The sequence below is a fragment of the Pseudonocardia sp. DxW genome (genome assembly GCF_058448985.1).
In genome coordinates this window covers 262,509-280,817 of record NZ_JBZFLK010000008.1, presented here as the reverse complement: position 1 = coordinate 280,817, position 18,309 = coordinate 262,509, and the positions used below count along the sequence as shown (strand labels likewise).

At 70.7% G+C, this 18,309-nt stretch carries 16 protein-coding genes and 2 tRNA genes; 14 read left to right on the top strand and 4 right to left on the bottom strand.

Annotated elements, in window-relative coordinates; translation table 11 throughout:
- Positions 1 to 14: 14 nt before the first annotated feature.
- The gene (locus tag ACVJO7_RS15330; protein WP_491673441.1) at positions 15 to 1,376 is read right to left on the bottom strand and encodes a glycoside hydrolase family 16 protein; all 1,362 of its coding nucleotides are present in this window, start codon (positions 1,374 to 1,376) and stop codon (positions 15 to 17) included.
- Between the two features lie 350 nt (positions 1,377 to 1,726).
- Between ACVJO7_RS15330 and ACVJO7_RS15325 the strand changes: the two genes are divergently transcribed.
- Positions 1,727 to 2,449 (top strand): response regulator transcription factor, encoded by a 723-nt coding sequence (locus ACVJO7_RS15325; protein ID WP_358480826.1) that lies wholly within the window; start codon positions 1,727 to 1,729, stop codon positions 2,447 to 2,449.
- A 1-nt stretch (position 2,450) separates the two neighbouring features.
- Here the strand turns inward: ACVJO7_RS15325 and hisC are convergent, their stop codons facing one another.
- Complete coding sequence (gene hisC, locus ACVJO7_RS15320) at positions 2,451 to 3,503, bottom strand: histidinol-phosphate transaminase (protein WP_491673440.1); 1,053 nt, start codon at positions 3,501 to 3,503, stop codon at positions 2,451 to 2,453.
- 61 nt (positions 3,504 to 3,564) lie between these two features.
- Between hisC and ACVJO7_RS15315 the strand changes: the two genes are divergently transcribed.
- The 4 genes from ACVJO7_RS15315 to ACVJO7_RS15300 all read left to right on the top strand — a co-directional run bounded on the left by ACVJO7_RS15315 (position 3,565) and on the right by ACVJO7_RS15300 (position 7,184).
- On the top strand, positions 3,565 to 4,251 hold the full coding sequence (locus tag ACVJO7_RS15315) for a dienelactone hydrolase family protein (RefSeq protein ID WP_344022844.1): 687 nt from the start codon (positions 3,565 to 3,567) through the stop codon (positions 4,249 to 4,251).
- A gap of 627 nt (positions 4,252 to 4,878) precedes the next feature.
- Positions 4,879 to 6,876 (top strand): acetoacetate--CoA ligase, encoded by a 1,998-nt coding sequence (locus tag ACVJO7_RS15310; protein ID WP_491673439.1) that lies wholly within the window; start codon positions 4,879 to 4,881, stop codon positions 6,874 to 6,876.
- Between the two features lie 94 nt (positions 6,877 to 6,970).
- A tRNA-Ser gene (locus tag ACVJO7_RS15305) sits at positions 6,971 to 7,060 on the top strand.
- A gap of 51 nt (positions 7,061 to 7,111) precedes the next feature.
- Positions 7,112 to 7,184: transfer RNA gene (locus tag ACVJO7_RS15300), tRNA-Arg, on the top strand.
- Positions 7,185 to 7,212: 28 nt separating this feature from the next.
- Here the strand turns inward: ACVJO7_RS15300 and ACVJO7_RS15295 are convergent.
- Positions 7,213 to 8,490, bottom strand: a complete 1,278-nt coding sequence (locus ACVJO7_RS15295) for a tyrosine-type recombinase/integrase (protein WP_491673438.1) — start codon at positions 8,488 to 8,490, stop codon at positions 7,213 to 7,215.
- A complete protein-coding gene (locus ACVJO7_RS15290; protein WP_491673437.1) occupies positions 8,487 to 8,984 on the bottom strand; it encodes a helix-turn-helix transcriptional regulator in 498 nt (165 codons plus the stop codon). The genes ACVJO7_RS15295 and ACVJO7_RS15290 overlap by 4 nt, the downstream gene beginning before the upstream one ends.
- A gap of 115 nt (positions 8,985 to 9,099) precedes the next feature.
- Between ACVJO7_RS15290 and ACVJO7_RS15285 the strand changes: the two genes are divergently transcribed.
- The 9 genes from ACVJO7_RS15285 (at position 9,100) to ACVJO7_RS15245 (ending at position 16,955) form a co-directional block, all read left to right on the top strand.
- Positions 9,100 to 9,330 carry a helix-turn-helix domain-containing protein gene (locus tag ACVJO7_RS15285; RefSeq protein ID WP_491673436.1) on the top strand — a complete coding sequence of 77 codons (231 nt, stop codon included), beginning with the start codon at positions 9,100 to 9,102 and terminating at the stop codon, positions 9,328 to 9,330.
- Complete coding sequence (locus ACVJO7_RS15280; protein WP_491673435.1) at positions 9,327 to 9,650, top strand: hypothetical protein; 324 nt, start codon at positions 9,327 to 9,329, stop codon at positions 9,648 to 9,650. The genes ACVJO7_RS15285 and ACVJO7_RS15280 overlap by 4 nt, the downstream gene beginning before the upstream one ends.
- On the top strand, positions 9,647 to 10,012 hold the full coding sequence (locus ACVJO7_RS15275; protein WP_491673434.1) for a hypothetical protein: 366 nt from the start codon (positions 9,647 to 9,649) through the stop codon (positions 10,010 to 10,012). The genes ACVJO7_RS15280 and ACVJO7_RS15275 overlap by 4 nt, the downstream gene beginning before the upstream one ends.
- Positions 10,009 to 11,319, top strand: coding sequence for a DUF3631 domain-containing protein (locus ACVJO7_RS15270; protein ID WP_491673433.1), 1,311 nt, complete (start codon positions 10,009 to 10,011; stop codon positions 11,317 to 11,319). The genes ACVJO7_RS15275 and ACVJO7_RS15270 overlap by 4 nt, the downstream gene beginning before the upstream one ends.
- A 19-nt stretch (positions 11,320 to 11,338) precedes the next feature.
- A complete protein-coding gene (locus ACVJO7_RS15265; RefSeq protein ID WP_491673432.1) occupies positions 11,339 to 11,659 on the top strand; it encodes a hypothetical protein in 321 nt (106 codons plus the stop codon).
- An 11-nt stretch (positions 11,660 to 11,670) separates the two neighbouring features.
- Entirely contained in the window at positions 11,671 to 11,940 is a 270-nt protein-coding gene (locus tag ACVJO7_RS15260) for a hypothetical protein (RefSeq protein ID WP_491673431.1), read from the top strand.
- Complete coding sequence (locus ACVJO7_RS15255; RefSeq protein WP_491673430.1) at positions 11,937 to 12,230, top strand: hypothetical protein; 294 nt, start codon at positions 11,937 to 11,939, stop codon at positions 12,228 to 12,230. The genes ACVJO7_RS15260 and ACVJO7_RS15255 overlap by 4 nt, the downstream gene beginning before the upstream one ends.
- A gap of 290 nt (positions 12,231 to 12,520) precedes the next feature.
- Positions 12,521 to 13,714 carry a phage major capsid protein gene (locus ACVJO7_RS15250; RefSeq protein WP_491673429.1) on the top strand — a complete coding sequence of 398 codons (1,194 nt, stop codon included), beginning with the start codon at positions 12,521 to 12,523 and terminating at the stop codon, positions 13,712 to 13,714.
- A 121-nt stretch (positions 13,715 to 13,835) separates the two neighbouring features.
- The gene (locus tag ACVJO7_RS15245) at positions 13,836 to 16,955 is read left to right on the top strand and encodes a hypothetical protein (RefSeq protein WP_491673428.1); all 3,120 of its coding nucleotides are present in this window, start codon (positions 13,836 to 13,838) and stop codon (positions 16,953 to 16,955) included.
- The last annotated feature ends 1,354 nt before the right edge of the window (positions 16,956 to 18,309 follow it).

Below are 18,309 nucleotides of genomic sequence, written 5' to 3'. Positions count from 1 at the left end.
GCCCGGGCGGGAGGTCAGGAGTACATGCGCATCCAGGCGACCCGCATCTCGCTCGGTGCGGGCGGGCCACCGCCGCCGGGGAAGTAGTCCAGCTGGATCGCGGCGTGCATCGGGCCCGGCGGCAGCGTCTGCGGGTCCTCGGAGCGGAACCACTCCTCGCCGTTGATGTAGCCGATCACCGCGTTCGGGGTCCACTCGACGGCGTAGTTGTTCCACTGCGTGATGTCGAGCGTGCGGCGCGCGTCGACCTGCGAGTTGTCCGCCCCGTAGTGCAGGAAGAACGACACGTCGTCGCTGGCGCTGGTGGTCTCGGCGAAGTCGATCTCGCCGCCTCGCGGCCACTCGATCTCGCTGGGCCACAGCAGGATCACCGGGTGGTACTGCCGGTCCCCGGCCGGGAACTGGGCGCGCACCTCCCACTTGCCGTACTGCCGCGGGGTGCCCCAGGCGATGCCGCCGGTGTTGCCCTGGGAGTCGCCGCGGATCACCAGGTTGCCGTTCTCCACCGACACCGCGTCCGGGGTGCGGCGGCCGTTGCCGTCGTGACCCGCGCTGTCGTAGGCGGACCAGCCGCCGCCGAGGCTCGATCCGGTGAACTCGTCGCCGCCGATCGCCTGCCAGCCGCGGGCCAGCGCCGCCTGCACGCCGTCGCCGGCGACCTGGGGGGCGCTCCCGCCGCCTGCACCGGCGCCGCCCGCGGGGGCCTGCTGTCGGTCGCCGCCGCCACCGGTCCGGGCGCGCTCCTCGGCGCGGCGCTCGGCGGCCTCCCGGGCCGCGATCGCCTCGCCGATCCGGTCGGTGGCGCCCAGCGCGGCGTCGCCGAGCGCGGTCCCGCCGCCGGAGCCGATGGCCGGGTTGCTGGCGAGCGTGCTGTCCGAGGCCGACCGGCGCGACGAGTCGTCGAGCAGCGCCGTGCTGAGCGACGGGTCCTCGGTGCCGGGCTGCAGCAGGGTGAGCACCATCGTCGCGGCCAGGATCGCCGCGGCGCCCACGCCGAGCGGCGCGATCCGGCGGATCCGGGAGCGCCGGGCCGACGCGGCGCGGTCGATCTCGATCACGGTCGAGTTCCCGGCGCGGCCGCCGGCGGGCCGGTCGTCCGGCTCGTGCAGCTCGGCGATGGCCAGCGCGGTCGCCGTGCCCGCCGCGCCTGCCGGGTCGGCTGTGTCTGCCGCGTCCCGTGCGCGGCGGTGCCGGCCGGACGCCGAGACCGGGGCCTCCGCGAGCAGGGTCGTCGCCGGGACGGCCGACGCTGCCGCGGGGTCGGCATGCCGGCCCCGGGGGGAGGGCACAGAGGGGGAGCTGTGCTCTGCGGCGACCCGCTCGATCAGGTAGCGGGGGTCGACCTGATCAGCCGCAGCGGAACTCTTCCGTCGCATGATCGAAGACTCTATGTAGCGTGACCCAGTGTGAACAGCCTCGCTGAGAAGGGTGGTTGCCTCCCCGCGCCGACAGGTAGCGAATCAGCGACGATCTGCAGAATTCGACCAAATCGGCAGGATCTCTGCGCCGAACGGCGCAGTAGCGGTCTCAGATTCACTCGTTCGACGTACGCCGACACAGTGCGTCGCACCGTTAGCCGATTGTGACCGGCTACCGGTCGCGGGAGGGTGACACCGATGTGCTCCCCGCCTTCCCGAACCCGACCGTCCGTGCCGTGAAGGACCACGCTCCCCGTGTCCTTCCCGGCCCCGCCCCCGGTGCCCCCGCCGGTCCTGCGTCCGGTGCTGTGTCCGGTGCGGACCCCCGTCCGTACATCCCGGCGCCGCGCGCCCCGTCGCGTCCGCTGACCGTGCTGCTCGCGGTGCCGCCGTCCGCGGGATCGGCCTCGCTCGGCCGCGGCCTGCGCCAGGATCTCGGCGCCGAGGGGCTCGACCTCGCCGTCGCCGCCGACGGCATCGAGCTGCTCGACGCGGTGCGCGCCGGAACCGCCGATCTCGTCGTGCTCGATCTCGAACTGCCCGGCCCCGATCCGACGGTCCTGCTGGGCGCGGTGCAGGCGGAGTCGCCGCCGACGCCGGTGATCGCCGTCGTCCCGCGCGAGCGCCGGGCGGGGGTACTCGGACTGCTCCGCGGCGACCGGGACGACTTCCTGGTCCGGCCGTTCGTGCCCGACGAGCTCGCCGCGCGGATCCGGCTGCGGCTGCGGGCCGCCGTCGGGCTGCCCGCGCCCACCGTGATCGGCCAGGGCGGGGTGTCGGTCGACGTCGACTCCGGCCAGGTGTTCGCTGACGGCCGCCGGGTCGCGCTCTCGCCCACCGAGTACGCGCTGCTGCTGGCGCTGGCCGAACGGGCCGGCGAGGTCGTCACGCACGACGAGCTCGCCCGCCGGGCCTGGTCCGAGCCGGTGTCGGCGAACCTGGTGCAGGTCTACATCTCCTACCTGCGGCGCAAGATCGGCCCCGAGCGGATCCGCACCGTGCGCGGCACCGGCTACCAGCTGGAGGGGTGAGTCAGAGCGCGAAGGCGCCGGCGACGTCGAGCAGGGTGTCGTTCTCCTGCGGGGTGGAGACGGTGACCCGCACGCCGTCCGACGGGAACGGGCGCACGATCACCTTCCGCTCGGCGCAGTGCGCGGCGAACTCGGCGGCCCGCTCCCCGAGCGGCAGCCAGACGAAGTTCGCCTGGCTGTCGGGGACGGTGAAGCCGCTGCCGCGCAACGCGTTCGCCACCCGGTCGCGCTCGCGGACGACGTCCGCGCAGCCGGCCAGGATCTCCGCGCTGTGCTCCAGCGCGGCGATCGCGCCGGCCTGCGCGACCGCGCTGATGCTGAACGGCGGGCAGACCTTCCGCAGCGCCGTCGCGACCTCGGCGGACGCGAGCGCGTAGCCGACCCGCAGGCCGGCCATCCGGTACGCCTTGGAGAACGTCCGCAGCACGACCAGGTTCGGGTGCCCGTCGAGCAGTGGCCGCCCGGAGACGGCGTCCGGGTCGGTGACGTACTCGGCGTACGCCTCGTCAAGCACGACCAGCACGTCCGGCCCGACGGCGGCCAGGAAGCGCTCGAACTCGGCGCGGTGCACCGCGGGCCCGGTCGGGTTGTTCGGGCTGCACACGAACACCAGCCGGGTGCGCTCGGTGACGGCGGCGGCCATCGCGTCCAGATCGTGCCGGAAGTCCGCGGTCAGCGGCACCGTGCGGACCGCGGCCGCGCCGATCTGGGTCACGATCGGGTACGCCTCGAACGAGCGCCAGGCGAACAGCACCTCGTCGCCCGGCCCGACGCAGGTGGCCTGCACGAGCTGCTGGCAGAGCGTCACCGAGCCGCAGCCGACGGCGATCCGCTCCGGCTCCAGGTCGTGCACCGCGGCCAGCCGCGCGGTCAGCTCGACCACCCCGAGATCCGGGTAGCGGTTGGCGCCCGCCGCGGCCCGCGCGATCGCCTCGAGCACCGGCGGTGCAGGTGGATCGGAGACCTCGTTGCTGGCGAGCTTGATCGCCCCGGGCACCGTCCGGCCCGGCACGTAGGCGGGCAGCGTGTCCAGATCGGGACGGATCGGCGTCATGCGGGCAACGGTAACGGGCGGGGGTCGAAACCCGGACGCCTGCTCTGGTTGAGTGACGCCCATGACGACGGGCATCCGGATCGAGGGCGTTCCGCTGACGGACGGGGGAGAACTCCGGCTCAGCGTCGCCGAGCCCGACGGTCCGGTGCGCGGTGGCGTGGTGGTGCTGCACGAGGCCCGGGGGGTCACCGAGATCGTCCGGCGGATCGTCGACCGGCTCGCCGCGGACGGCTGGCTGGCCGTCGCACCGCACCTCTACCGCGGGGACGACGATCCCGACGCCGGCGACGACGACACGGTCGCCGAGCGGGTCGGCAGCCTGACCTTCCAGCAGGTGATGGACGACTGCGACACGACGTTCGGCTGGCTCGCCGACACCGGCGTCGAGGCCGACCGGATGGGCGTGCTCGGGTTCGACCTCGGCGGCACCGTCGCGCTGCAGGTCGCGGCCCGGCGCACCTTCGGCGCGGCGGTCACCGTCGCCGGGGAGGGCATCGAGTCCTCGCCGTCGCCGAGCGTCCCCGCGCTGGTCGAGGCGGCGCCCGACCTGACCTGCCCGTGGCTGGGGATCTACTCCGAGGCCGACAGCGACGCCGTCGGGCGGCTGCGCGCCGCGGCCGAGTCCTCCGGTGTCGCGACCGACGTGGTCGTCTACCCGAGCACCGGGCACCGGTTCGACGACGACCCGGAGTCGGCCGCGGAGGCGTGGGAGCGGGTGCTGAACTGGTTCGACTCGCACCTGCGCTGATCGCGTGGGTCGGGGTGCGGTCCGGTGCGGCCGCGTCTCCGGATCGGCGTCGCGTCCGCTGACCCCGGCGCCGCACCTGCCGGGTCGGCGTAGCGCCTGCTGAGCCGATGCGGCGCCCCTGGCTCGGCCCCGCCCGCCTGGTCCGGGCGTCGCACCTCTGGCCCGGCGTCGGGCCTCTGGCGCGGGCGTCGGACCTCTGGCTCGTTGTCGCACCCCTGGCCCGGCTTCGTACCCCTGGCTCGTTGTCGCACTCCCTGGAGCAGGTGCGAGGTCGCGCTGGGGTGCGAATGCCTGGGCCGGGCGGAGTGCCGCACCCCCAGTTCGTCGCCGCACCTGCTGGAACGGGTGCGAGGTCGCGCCAGGGGTGCGGCGTCGCGCAGCGACCCGGCGCGGCGGTCACCGCCTCGCGCAGCGCAGCGGCGGGCCGACCGGCCGTCGGGACCCAGCGCCGGGCCGGCCGGCGCCCGCCGCTCAGCCCGCCCGCCGCGCAGCGGGCCGCGACCGCGACGGCACCGGGAGCGGCCACCCGGAACCCACCACCGGGGTGTGGTGCACCCCCAGCTCCGGAGCGGGGATGTGGGGCGCGACCACTGGTGCCGGGCCGGTGCGGTCAGGGAAGCTGATGCCATGGCGTCAGTGCAGACCGTGACCGATCCGGAGACCCCCGAGCTGCTGTGGAGCCCGGACCCGGAGCAGGTGCCGCACACCGAGATCGTGCGGTTCGCGACCTGGGCCCGGGACGAGCGGGGCGCGCCGATCGAGGACGTCACCGACTACCGGCAGCTGCACGAGTGGTCGGTGACCGACCTGGAGGGCTTCTGGGGCGCCGTCGCCGAGTTCTCCGGCGTCATCTTCCACGACCGGCCCACCGCCGTGCTGGGCTCGCGGGACATGCCGGGCGCCGAGTGGTTCCCCGGCGCGACGCTCAACTACGCCGAGCACGCCCTCACCCCCGGGCCCGGCCGGGCCGACGCCGACGTGGCGATCGAGTTCGTCCGCGAGGACGGCCTGACCCGCACCGTCACCCACGCCGAGCTGCGCGACCAGGTCGCCAGGACCCGCGCCGGGCTGGTCCGGGCCGGCGTCGGGCAGGGCGACCGGGTCGTCGCGCTGGCGCCCAACTCGGTCGAGACGCTGGTGGCCTTCCTGGCGACGGCGAGCCTGGGCGCGATCTGGTCGTCCTGCTCGCCGGACTTCGGCGCCCGCGCCGTGCACGACCGGTTCGCCCAGATCGAGCCGACGGTGCTGGTCGCCGTCGACGGCTACCGCTACAACGGCAAGGGCTTCGACGTCCGGTCGAACGTCGCGTCCCTGCAGCAGCAGATGCCCTCGCTGCGGGAGACCGTGCTCGTCGGGTACCTGGACCCGGAGGCCACCCTCGACGGGACGACGCCGTGGAGCGAGTTCACCGCGCAGGCCGGCCCGCTGGAGTTCACCCCGGTCCCGTTCGACCACCCGCTGTGGGTGCTGTACTCGTCCGGCACGACCGGCCTGCCGAAGGGCATCGTGCACGGCCACGGCGGCATCGTGCTGGAACACCTCAAGGCGATGCGGCTGCAGCACGGGCTCGGGCCGGGGGAGCGGTTCTTCTGGTTCACCACCACCGGCTGGATGATGTGGAACTTCCTGGTCGGCGGGCTGCTGGTCGGATCCACGATCGTGCTGTTCGACGGCAGCCCCGGCCATCCCGACCTGAACGCGCTCTGGGCGCTGGCCGCCCGCTACCGGGTGTCGCTGTTCGGGGTGTCCGCGCCGTACGTGCAGTCCTGCATGAAGGCCGGCCTGCGCCCCGGCGACGACCACGATCTCTCCGCGCTGCGCGCGCTCGGCTCCACCGGCGCCCCGCTGTCGGTGGAGGGCTTCCGCTGGATCGGTGAGGCCGCGGGGAGCCACATCCAGATCTGCTCGGTGTCCGGCGGCACCGACGTGTGCGCGGCCTTCCTCGCCTCCGCGCCGACCGTGCCGGTCTGGCTGGGCGAGCTGTCCTGTGCGGCGCTGGGCGCCGACGTCCGGTCCTACGCCGAGGACGGCACCGACCTGCTCGACGACGTCGGCGAGCTGATCATCACGACGCCGACGCCGTCGATGCCGGTGATGTTCTGGAACGACCCGGACGGCAGCCGGCTGCGCGAGGCCTACTTCGAGGACTTCCCCGGCCGCTGGCGGCACGGCGACTGGGTGCGGCGCACCCCGCGCGACTCGTTCGTCATCTACGGCCGGTCGGACTCCACGCTGAACCGCGGCGGCGTCCGGATGGGGACGGCGGACTTCTACTCCGTCGTCGAGGGCTTCGAGGGGGTCGCCGACTCGCTGGTGATCGACACCACCGCGCTGGGCGCCCACGAGGAGGGCGCGCTGCTCTGCTTCCTCGTGCTGGCCGACGGGTACACCCTCGATGACGTCGAGCCCGGCCTGCGGACGGCACTGCGCAAGGAGCTCTCGCCGCGGCACGTGCCGGACCGGTTCGTCGTCGTGGACGCGGTGCCGCGCACCCTCAACGGCAAGAAGTGCGAGGTCCCGGTGAAGAAGATCCTCTCCGGGACCCCGGCGGAGAAGGCCGTCTCCGCGGGTGCGCTGCAGAACCCGGAGTCGCTGAACCCGTTCGTCGAGCTGGCGGGTCGCTGAGCCGAACCGTCCCGGGGCCCCGTGCGGGGCCCCGGTTCAGCGGCCGGGGAGGCGCCGTGTAGTGTTGTCCTCGCTGGTGGCCGTAAGGCACCGAGGAGGCTTCGCCTAGTCTGGTCTATGGCGCCGCACTGCTAATGCGGTTTGGGGTAACCCCCCATCCCGGGTTCAAATCCCGGAGCCTCCGCAGCGGCACGGCGGACCTACCGGACCGGCGGGTCGACAACTGAATGATCATGCGCCCGTAGCTCAACGGATAGAGCATCTGACTACGGATCAGAAGGTTAGGGGTTCGAATCCCTTCGGGCGCGCACATGTGACCTGCGGAAACGCTCACGGTCACCGCCTCAACAGCTCAGGTAGATGCGACTGTGGTCGCACTGTGGTCGCCTGGCTGATCTGGGCCTCCGCGGCCCGCTCCGCTGCTGCGGCGTCCAGGACGGCTGCGAGGCCGTCCGCTGCGGCGTGAGAAGCCTCACGGGTCAGGTGCCCGTAGAGGTCGCTCGTGATGCCGACCTTCGAGTGGCGGAGCATCTTCGAGGCGACCGGCAACGGCACCCCGGACGTCAGCATGATCGTGGCGGCCAGGTGCCTGAGGTCGTGGATCGTGCACTGCGGCAACCCGGCCTCCTCGGTCAGCTCGTGGAACCTGCGCAACACGTACTCGGGCCGCAACGGGGATCCGTTCTCGCGGCAGAACACGAGCTGGTCGTCCTCGTAGGCGGAGCCCCACTGCTGCCGCAGCACGCTCTGCCGCTCCGCCTGCCGAGTCAGGGCTGCGACCACGCGGGCGGACAGGCCGACGCCGGCCGACGAGCCCGCTGTCTTCGGGGCGGTGAACTCCAACCTGCCAGAGGCCCCCGACAGGTTCCCGCGCTTCGGGTCGATCCACAGACTCCGCGCTTCGACGTCGACGAACGGCCACCGCAGGGCGAGGGTCTCGCCGCGGCGCATCCCGGTGCCGATGATGACCTCAAAACACTCGGCGAGTGGGTCCTCCTTCGTGACGACGAAGTCCAGGAACTGCACCGCCTGCGCGGCGGTCCACACCTTCCGCTCGGCCTTCTCGACCTTCGGGAGCGTCACGTGCTCACAAGGGTTGCGCTGCAGCCGGCGCTGTTTCACAGCGTCCGACATCGCCGAGGACAAGGTGGCCACGATCCGGCGGACCGTCGTCGCCCCCTTCCCGTCGCGGACCAGGTCGTCGACGAGCTGCTGCACGTGCTCGTGGCGAAGGGTCTCCAAGCGGATGCTGCCGATCCGCGGCACCAGGGTCTTGTTCACGTACTCCGAGTACATGTGCGCCGAGCTGGGCTTCAGCGCCTGGCACTTCACCGGCAGCCAGGCGAGCAGCCGGTCCCCGGTCGACTCGCGGTCGTCGAACGCGATCCCGCCCTCGTGCCGGGCGACCACGTCCTGCAGGGCGGCCTCGGCGAGCTTCTTCGTGCGGAACCCGCGCCGGTGCACCTCGCGTCGTCGGCCGTTCACGCGGGGCAGGTCGACTTTGAAGCTCCACGCTCCGTGCTTGCCGTCGCGCGCGAGCTGCGGGCACTTCGTCCCGAGCTGCTTCCCGTCGTCGCCGCGGCAGGAGCAGTAGCGGCGGACCTGGCCCCTCACGACTTCTCCTTCGGCGGGGCGAAGACCTCGCCCTTCTCCTGCATGACCTCGATGCCGCGGCCGCGGGTCGCCTTCCATGCCTCGCGGGCGACGGTCCGCAACGAGTCTCGGTGGCGCCGTACCTCTTCCTGGACGTCCTCGAACTGGTCGCGGCTCGTCTGTACCGCCTCGGCTAGGGCGAGGAGGTCCGCATTGGTCGCGGCTGCGGCGCGGAACTGGCGGGCGTCAACTTCTGCCCCTTCGGCCAGTTCGATCGTCTCCACTCCCTCCGGAGGTTCGATCAGCGTCTCGACGGTGCACCCCAGGGCGAACGAAAGGGCGACGAGTTCGGAGACCCCGAAGGCTCGTCCGCCCTTCTCGGCGTTGGAAACGGCCTGCCGGGGCCACGGTTTGTCGAGGTACTCGCCGAGACGCTCGCCGAGCTCCGCCTGAGTCAGGCCGAGCTCGGTGCGCCCCGCAGTGATCCAGTGAGCCACCACGTCTTCGATCCGCACGCCACCTCCAGGGAGTCCAGTTGAGGATGACACGACTTTCAGTACTGGACAAGGGCGGACCTGTGCTGTCACTCTCGAATGGCGCTGACATTCGCTACTGGACAGGGGGCGCGCCATGCCAACCATCAAGGGCGTCGAGGAGCTGCTGCGAGAGGCAGGGCTCACCGTCGACATCCCCACAGTCGCCCGCTGCTACGGGATCCACAGGGTCACGGCCTATGAGCTGGCGAAGCGCGACGAACTCGGCGTACCGGTGCTGCGGCTTGGTCGCACGCTGCGGGTGCCCACCGCTGAGCTGCGCAGGGTCCTCGGCCTGGAGGTCGAGCCGGAGGGTGACGCGGCGTGAAGAAAGAGAACAGCGCCGGTCGGGTCACCATCCCGACCGGCGCCACCAACCACGAGAAGGCCGCTCAGCCCACGTCGAAGGGTACCCCCAGCAAGGGGATCCCGGTGGTGTTCGCGGTCCTGTATCTCGCCACCGGCTCGGCGATCTACGACTGGCTGGTGGTCCGCACCTGCCCGTTCTGCGGTCACGCGCACCGCCACCTGCGGCTCGAACAGAACGCGCAGACCATCGAGCGGTCCCCGAGCTGCGCGGCGCATCGGAGCTACCTGGTCAAGGTGTCCGACGTCGTTCCCGCCCGCCGAACGGGGAGGGCCGCATGACCTGGGAGCGAATCGAGGCACGCCTTGGTCTGCGGCTCACAGAACGCGAGCGCACCTTGATGCCGGACGTCGATCCGGACGGTCCCGGAGACCCGGTGAAGATCGGAATCTGGCTTGCCAACGCACCGGCCGACGACGCGGTCGTGTGTGCTGCCCGCCTGGCGTTTCAGTTGCGCGAGGAGCGGGCCGCGATCCGTCAGGCCGGCCTCGACGTCCACGGTGGCGACACCGCGTACTGGAGGGCTGCAGCCGAGCGCAGCCGCGTCCAGTCGCACAACTTCGTGCCCCGCCAGCCCACGCGCTGCGATGCGTGCCACGACCGTCTCAACGCCACGACGCGGGACGGAGGGCTCGCTGCGTGACTATCCCCTACCCACCCACCGATCCCGACATCGACGGCGCGGCCATCCTCGATGCCGTCGAGAACGTCTTCCGCAAGTACGTCGCCTTCCCGTCGCAACACGCCTTCACCGCGGTCGCGTTGTGGGCCGCCCACACCCATGCGGAACAGGGGACTTGGTACGTGACGCCGAGACTGGTCCTCGACTCCGCCGAGCCCGGATCCGGGAAGACTCGAGTCCTCGAGCTTCTGGGGCTGCTGGTCCGCAATCCGGAGATGACCATCAGCGCCACCGTCGCGGCAATCTTTCGCATGATCGCCGACCAGCAACTCACCCTGCTCTTCGACGAGACGGACGCCTTGTGGAACCCGAAGAACAGCGGCAACTACGAAGACCTCCGCGCGCTGCTGAACGCCGGCTACAAGCAGGGCAACACCATCGCCCGCTGCGTCGGTGACGCGAAGAAGATGAAGGTCGAGCGGTTCGCCGTGTTCGCCCCGGTCGCGCTGGCCGGCCTCGCCGGACGGATGCCGAACACCATCACCACCAGAGCCGTCACCATCCACATGCGGCGTCGCGCCCCCGGCGAGCACGTTCCCCCGTTCCGGGAACGGGACGCTGAACACGCGGTCGAGCCGATCCGCGAAGCTCTCGCCGAGTGGATGGCGGCCGTCTCGCCCGTCCTCGCCGACGCCCGACCGACGATGCCTGACGGTGTCACCGACCGGCCTTCCGAGGTGTGGGAGGCGCTGCTCGCGGTCGCCGACGAAGCCGGTGGTGACTGGCCCGACCGCGCCCGGTCAGCGTGCCGCTACTTCGTGCTCGACGCCAAGCCGGATGAGATGTCGCTCGGCGTGCGACTGCTGGCCGACCTGCAGGCCGTGTTCCACCGGGCGGGCGACCCGGATCGGATGGCGACCAACACCCTGCTCGAACGGCTGCGCGAGATCGAAGAGGCCCCGTGGAACGACCTCTACGGCAAGCCGATCGACGCGCGCAGGCTCAGCCGAGAGCTCGGCCGCTACGGGGTCGAGTCGAAGAACCTCAAGATCGACGGCTCCGTCCGGAAGGGCTACTCGACTACCGGTGAGGACGGGCTACGCGACGCCTGGATCCGCTACCTGGATTCCAGCGCGACCAGCGCTACCGGCGCTACTTCGCAGGTCAGGCCGGTAGCGGATGAAATCCCGGTAGCGGATACATCCGCTACCGCTCAACTTGCCGCTACCGGCCTGACCTGCGATGTAGCTGAAGTAGCGGATGTAGCGCACGAATCCGGTAGCGGCTATTGGCGGGTCTCCGGCCAGCCGATCGACCGCTCCGCCTGACCCCGAAGGACGTTCCCCCATGGCTCACCGCTCCCCGGTCGCCCAGTCCGTGGCGACCACCCTGGCCCCCGTGCGCGGCAAGGTCGTCATCGCAGCACCCGAGCTGCGCGACGCCGGCCACCTGCACGACACCTGCCCCGGCTGCCAGTCCTCGCTCCCACCGGCCGCCGTGGTCGACGACACCAGTCCCGACCCGTACCCCAGCCGGCTCACCGTCCACTACTGCGCGCCGTGTACGACGTCGTGGCTCGCGTGGTGGTCGAACCGCGGGCGACAGGTGACGGTGAATCACCGTCACCTAATGGCCGGCCACGGCCACGCGAGCCCGAACCTGCCCTGAAGGAGCTCCCCATGCATGACGACGACGTACAGGACGCTCTCGCGCTCCTCGCCCAGCACCTCCCCGCCAGCATCGAGATCGGCACCGTCCTGGCGGTCACCCGCGACAGCGACGATGACAGCACGCTCACCGTCACCACCGACACGGCCGTGTTCATCATCTGGCCGGACATCATCTGCCGCGCCCAACGGCGCGACGACGGCGGCGGCGAACTCGCCACCTACGCCGCCGGCAACCTCATCGACACCCGCATCGGGATCCCGAAGGAGATCACCCCGTGAACCGCATGCAGCTCCTCCACACCACCCCCGACGCCGCGCTCGCCCTCGTCGAGCAGATCACCGCCCACGTACCCGGTGACGAACCCGCCGGGAGACCACACATCGTCGCCCAGAACAGTCTGATCACCGTTGACGACGAACGTTTCACCCTCGAAATCGACGCCGAAACTGGAAATGCCTTCGTCACCCGAGTCCGATCAGCCGGCCCGAACCTCGCCGAAATGACCGTCTGGCAGCACGGGCAGGAACTGTCGAAGACCACCGCACCATGGGGCGACCCGGCAGCCTGAACCGGGAATGGTGACCGGGCATCACCCATCCGGTAAGATCACACCGCAGTCGCTCATAGTCGGAACCGTCAGTCATCTCGGTTCCGGGTGGTCCGCCAAGCCAGCCCCGACAAGGGGGTCCGCGGGCCGGCCACCCGGAACCCACTGGCCACACCCACCTACCGGCGACATCACGCCCGCTAGTTGGCCGCCCGCCTCGCCCAGCCTCTCCTTCTGGTCCGGCAGTGCCAGCCCCGACAGCCCGGCGCATTCACTTTCCGAATCGCACCCCTGTCGGGAGACCCCCCGTAATGGACAAGAACCAGCTCCTCGGCGAGCGCCGGAAGCACATCGACGCCGCCCGCGCGATCCTCGCCAAGCAGGAAGCAGGCCAGAAGCTCACCCCCAGCGAGAACGCCGCCGGCCTCCAGCACATCGACGAGGCAAAGCGGCTCTCGAACCAGCTCAAGCAGGTTAACGGGGACGCCGCCGTCCACGCCGCGATCGCCGCGTTCAGCGACGGCACCACCGGGTCCGGCACGAAGAGCACCCCCACCTGGGCAGTGAAGTCGAGGCCCACCAGCCCGTGGGCGAGGGAGACCGCCGATAAGCTCCTCAAGGCCTCCGGTGGCCACGGGCAGAAGGCAGTGGTAGGCGGCGCCTACGAGACCTCCCAGGTGCTGCTGTCCGGGATCGACCAGGCACCCCAGTACCCGACCCGCATCCTCGACTTGCTGTTCAACATCCGCACCGTCACCAGCCAGACGTTCAACTGGCTCCACCAGACCGTGCGAACCAACAACGCCGCCCCGGTCGCCGACGGTGCGCTGAAGCCGACCTCCATCTACACGATCGCGGAGCGGGAAGGCCGGGTGTGCGTCATTGCGCACGTCTCCGAGGCTCTCCCCCTGCGCCTCGCCGACGACATCGACACCCTCTTCCCATTCCTTGAGTCTGAGATGGCGGAGGGGCTGCGCCGCGCCGTCGAGCAGCAGGTCCTCAACGGCAACGGCACCGGCGAGAACATGACTGGGCTGCTGAACACCTCCGGGATCCGCGTCCAGACGTGGGACGAGGGCGGTCTCCTCCACACGCTGCGCAAGGCCAGCACCGTCCTCGAGGTCGCCGGGGAGACACCGACCGCGTGGGCGATCCACCCGACCGACGTGGAAACCCTGGACCTGCTCACCGACGCCGACGCACGCCACTACTTCAACGGCCCCGCGCAGCAGCTCGGGCAGTCCGCCCCGGTTTGGTCGCTCCCGATCGTCCGGTCCGTCGCGGTCCCCCCGGGTAAGGCCATTCTCGGCGACTGGTCGCAGGTACAGCTGATCGTCCGCGAAGGCATGAAGATCGACGTCAACACCACGGGCGGCGACCTGTTCGAGAAGAACCTGTTCAAGCTGCGCGTGGAAGGCCGATACGGCAACGCAGTCCTGCGTCCGTCGGCGTTCGTGGAGGTCGCGACCGCAGAGCCGGAGGAGGAGCCGGGCGGCGGCGACTAACCGCCCCCTCTCCTCCTCCCACACCAGCCCCCCGGGTCGCTCCCGGGGTTAGGGCCGGCCTGCGGATCTCGCGGGTCGTGGGCCGGCCGGCCCTCCCCGCGAGGGAAGTCCCGGTGAAACCGTGGCACGTGATCTGCGTTTCGACGTATCCGCATTGGATCGGGCGAGTCAGGTGTTCGCCCGCATGGGGCGCGCCGTCGAGCAGTTCGAACGACGCCTCGACGACCTCGACAACAAGTCTGTTGACGTCAACGTCGACGTCGACACCCGACGGGCCGAGAACACGATCGGCCGGTTCGCGACCGACATGCGCCGCCGCATGCAGTCCGCCATCGAGAACATCCCGCCGATCGAGATCGACGCCGACAGCTCGGACGCCGACCGGAAACTCGCTGATGTTCGCCGGCGCATGGAGGAGCTCCGCGACGCCCGCATCGGGATCGACCTCGACGCTGACGAAGCACTCCGTCGGGCCCGCGAACTGCAGGACGAGCTCGAGGAGATCTCCCGCTCCGACCCCCGCGTGGATGTGCGCGCGAACACTGATGCCGCCGCCCGCGACCTGCGCGAAATCAACCGCGAAGTCGACCGCCTCGATGGGCGCACCGCGCACGTCCGCGTCGACATCGACCGATCGATCCTCGACTCCGTCCGCCACATCACGCGCCTCGGTCAGGCGATGCGGCGCCTCGCGATCCCCACCGCAATCATCACCGGCACACCCGCCCTCGTGTCCCTCGGTGGTGCTGCGGTCGTCGCATCCGGCTCCATCGGGTTGATCCCGGCCGCAGCGAACGCCGCCGGCCTCGCCGTCGGAACACTCGTGACCGCGTTCAACGGGTTCGGCGACGCCCTGTCCCGGAACCCGGAGACCGCCGCCGAAGGGCTGCGGAACCTCACCCCCGCGGCTCGCGAGGCAGCACAGGCGATCCGCGGCATGTACCCGGCTCTCACCGACATCCGCCGCGGCGTACAAGAGGCGAACTTCGACGGCCTCGGCACCCAGATCGCGGAGCTTGGTACCCGCTACCTGCCCCTCGTCGAACGCGCCATGACCCGCGTCGCCACCCAGTTCAACCTGGCCGGCGACCAGGTCCTGCAGTTCATGAACCACAGCAAGACCGTGGCGCTCGTACGGGCCGGGTTCGACCACCTCGGCACGACCATCGGGAACCTGGCATCGACGGCGATGCCGCTCACGTCGGTGTTCACCGACCTCGGGTTCGTCGGCGCGAAAGTGTTGGCCGACATCACCGGCGGCGCCGAACAAGCCGCCACCAACCTCGCCCGGATGGTGTCGGCGGCCCGAGAATCCGGGGCTCTCGAAGCAGGGATCCGCGCCGGCCTCGAAGAGCTCCGCCGGTTCGGGCAGCTGGCAGGGAACCTCGGCGGGATCCTGCGGTCGATGTGGACGGCCGCGTCATCTGCCGGCATCGACTTCCTCGGAACCCTGATCCAGGTCACCGGCCGCATGCGGGACTTCATGTCCAGCGCCCAAGGCCAGGCCGCCATGGTCGCGATCTTCACCGGCGTCAACTCCGCGGTCACCGCCCTACTGCCCGGTCTCGAAGCCGTCGGGAAGGCGATGGCGCAGATCGCGACCGACCGGGCCACCTCCGGTGCGCTCACCGCGATCGCGTCGGCGTTCTCCGCGCTCCTCGAGGCCGCCGCACCCACCGTCGTCGCGATCGCCCGCGTCGTCTCCGCCGGGATCCAGCCCCTGGCAGCCGCGCTGCAGTTCCTCGCGCCAGTGATCGGCCCCGTCGTCGGTGGGCTCATCTCGTTGAAGATGGCCACGTCGGCGCTGAATTTCCTCGGCGCTGCGACCGGGTTGAAGACCCTCGGAACGGCGATGGCGACCACCGCCGGCCAGATCCCGGCCGTGGCCCGCCACCTACCGCAGGTCGCCACCTCCGCCGCCGCTATCGGCGCTGCCGCCGGCGGCGCAGCAGCCGGAGTCGTCGCCGTCGGCACCGCCGCGGGGAGCGCAGCAGGGAACACGAGCAAGATCGCGACTGCGCTCGGCAAGGTACAGACGGTGGCCGGGCAGATCGGGCGGGCTCTGCCGCTGGTCGGGCTCGGATTCATCGGCGCCGATATAGCGGTGCGGGCGGCGACCGTATCGCTCACCGACGCCGTCACCGCCTACAACCAGGGCGGCGCAGCAGCCGACGAGATGCGCCGCAAAGTCGAGAACCAAACGAAGTCCCTGCACGACACCGGATACGCCCTGCAGGACGTCGTGAACGCCGCAGGCGACTGGATCATGTCCAACGCCTTCGGCATGGCCACCGTCGACGACCTCAACGCCGCCATCGAAGAGCAGAACCGGCTCATGCACGAATCCGTCGACGCGACGAACGTGTCCCGATCATCTTTCGACGAGATCACCGGGGCTATGGACCGGTCGAAAGAGTCCGCCCAAGCAGTCACCGACAGCCTCGCGCTGATCGGGCCCGCCCTCGGCGGAATCAAAGACGGTGTCGCACCCACCAAGGAACTCGAAACCGCCCTCGCCGGGGTCGGCACCGAGGCCGGCACCGCCGCCACCCAGATGGGCCACTCCGCGCAGGTCCTCGGTTGGTGTCGAGGCCGGCGCGAAAGCTGCAGCATCGAGCATGCAGGCCTCCCGCACCGCGTTCATCGAATCGGCGCAGGCCGCCGGCCTCACCGAAACCGCCGCGATCGCGCTCGCCGACAAGATCGGGCTCATCCCCGACAAGGCCCGCGTCGACTTCGAAACCAACGCCACCACCACCGCGATGGAGATCGAGCAGGTCGGCGACAAACTCGACGCCGTCCCCCTCGACAAGGCCGTCACCGTCACCGCGCTCACCGCCACCGCCGAAACCGCCCTCACCACCCTCGGCGTGCAGGTGACCCGGATGCCCGACGGCACCGTGCAAGTCACAGCGAACACCGAAGCCGCCCGCCACAACATGCAGTCCTTCGTTGCCGGGGTTCGAGACCAGCGCGCCACCGTCACCGTGGACGGGCAGATCCAGCCCGCCCAGACCGCACTCAACACCATCCTCGGCGCCATCCGGCAGGGCCGCGAGACCGTCACCATCGACGGCCAGACCCAACCGGTCATGCAGGCGCTGAGCTACGTGCTGGGCACCGTCGGCGGGGCGCAGGGCGACGTCACGATCGGCGCGCAGACGATGTCGGCCGAGGCGGCACTGACCCACTACCTGACCGCGGTCAACTCCGCGGACGGCACGGTGAAGATCGGCGCTGAAACGTTCACCGCCGACCAGATCCTCTCCGCGTTCATCAGCCGCGCCCAGACCCCGGCCACCAAACCGCTGCTCGCCGACCCCTCCGACATCCACGCCAAGGAGGCCGAGGTCGCCCGGGTCGTAGGCAACCCAGCCACGAAGCCGATCCACGGTGACCCGTCCCAGGGCCTCACCCAGGAACAGCGACTCGCTGAGGCAGTCCGGTCGCCGTCGATGAAGGCGATGTTGGGCGACCCGAACCCCGGGCTCGGTTCGAACGCTGCTCTCGTCGCAGCCGTGCAGGCCCCCGCGACGAAGCCGTTGGACGCCGACCCGTCCCGGGCCAACGCGAAGATCCACGGCGTGGTCGGGCTGGCGAACCAGTCGACCGGGACGCTCACGATCGACGGCAACCCGACCATGGCCAACGGGAAGGTCACCACCGCGGTCCGGTTCGCCGACGGGTCACGGGGCACGATCACTGTCGACGCGAACGAGCAACCCGCCAACGGCAAGATCAACGCGACGGTCACCTACGCGGACAGGTCAACCGGCACGGTGACGGTGAACGCAGATGATGCTGCCGCCCGCCAGGCGATCTCCAACCTGCAGAAGCCCACCTACTCCACGCACACCGTGCGCATCGCCACCGTCGGCCGTATCGCCGACGCCAACGTCGCCCTCGCTCGCGCCAACCGCGCCGAAGGCGCCTACACCACCCCGAGCGTTACTGCCTACGCCAACGGCGGCTACCGCAGCATGTCCGCCAGCCGCGCCGAAATCGTCCCACCACGACACCTGCGGATCATCGGTGACCGGATGCGCGGCGACGAAGCCTTCATCCCCATCAACCAGTCACCCCGCAGCCAGTCCATCCTCGCCACCACAGCAGGCGCCATGGGCTACGGCATCCACCGACTCACCACCAACCCCAGCGCCCTCGCCGCCGGCATCCACGACCAGACGAGGGCCGCAGCAGCAGCCGTGCGCGCCCGGGCCGCATCACCGTCGATCACCATCCGAGGTGGAGACAACGGCACGAACACTGCGTTGCTCACCGAGGTGCGGGCACTGCGCGATGCGCTCGCAACGCGAGGCGTGGAGATCACACAGAACTTCGCGGTCGCCGAGCTCGGACGAGCAGCCGAAGCAGTCGCGATGGCGAACCGTCGCGCAGCGGCGTTGGGTCTGTTCACAGGTGGACGATCACAGCGATGAACACGAAGCGTGACGATCAATGGAGATCATCAACAAGCATGATCAACGAGCAATGATGATCGACATGGTGATCCACATTCCGCAACGCTCTGACCTGCGGAAACGCAGCGCCGGGTAAGGGGGTCAGCATCATGACCAGCGGAAACAGCCATAGAC

What these genes read in the sequence shown, in the direction of transcription:
- ACVJO7_RS15330 (WP_491673441.1), bottom strand. Translation starts at nt 1,376, where the DNA reads ATGCGACGGAAGAGTTCCGCTGCGGCTGATCAGGTCGACCCCCGCTAC.
- hisC (WP_491673440.1), bottom strand. Translation starts at nt 3,503, where the DNA reads ATGACGCCGATCCGTCCCGATCTGGACACGCTGCCCGCCTACGTGCCG.
- ACVJO7_RS15315 (WP_344022844.1), top strand. Translation starts at nt 3,565, where the DNA reads ATGACGACGGGCATCCGGATCGAGGGCGTTCCGCTGACGGACGGGGGA.
- ACVJO7_RS15310 (WP_491673439.1), top strand. Translation starts at nt 4,879, where the DNA reads ATGGCGTCAGTGCAGACCGTGACCGATCCGGAGACCCCCGAGCTGCTG.
- ACVJO7_RS15285 (WP_491673436.1), top strand. Translation starts at nt 9,100, where the DNA reads ATGCCAACCATCAAGGGCGTCGAGGAGCTGCTGCGAGAGGCAGGGCTC.
- ACVJO7_RS15275 (WP_491673434.1), top strand. Translation starts at nt 9,647, where the DNA reads ATGACCTGGGAGCGAATCGAGGCACGCCTTGGTCTGCGGCTCACAGAA.
- ACVJO7_RS15265 (WP_491673432.1), top strand. Translation starts at nt 11,339, where the DNA reads ATGGCTCACCGCTCCCCGGTCGCCCAGTCCGTGGCGACCACCCTGGCC.
- ACVJO7_RS15260 (WP_491673431.1), top strand. Translation starts at nt 11,671, where the DNA reads ATGCATGACGACGACGTACAGGACGCTCTCGCGCTCCTCGCCCAGCAC.
- ACVJO7_RS15250 (WP_491673429.1), top strand. Translation starts at nt 12,521, where the DNA reads ATGGACAAGAACCAGCTCCTCGGCGAGCGCCGGAAGCACATCGACGCC.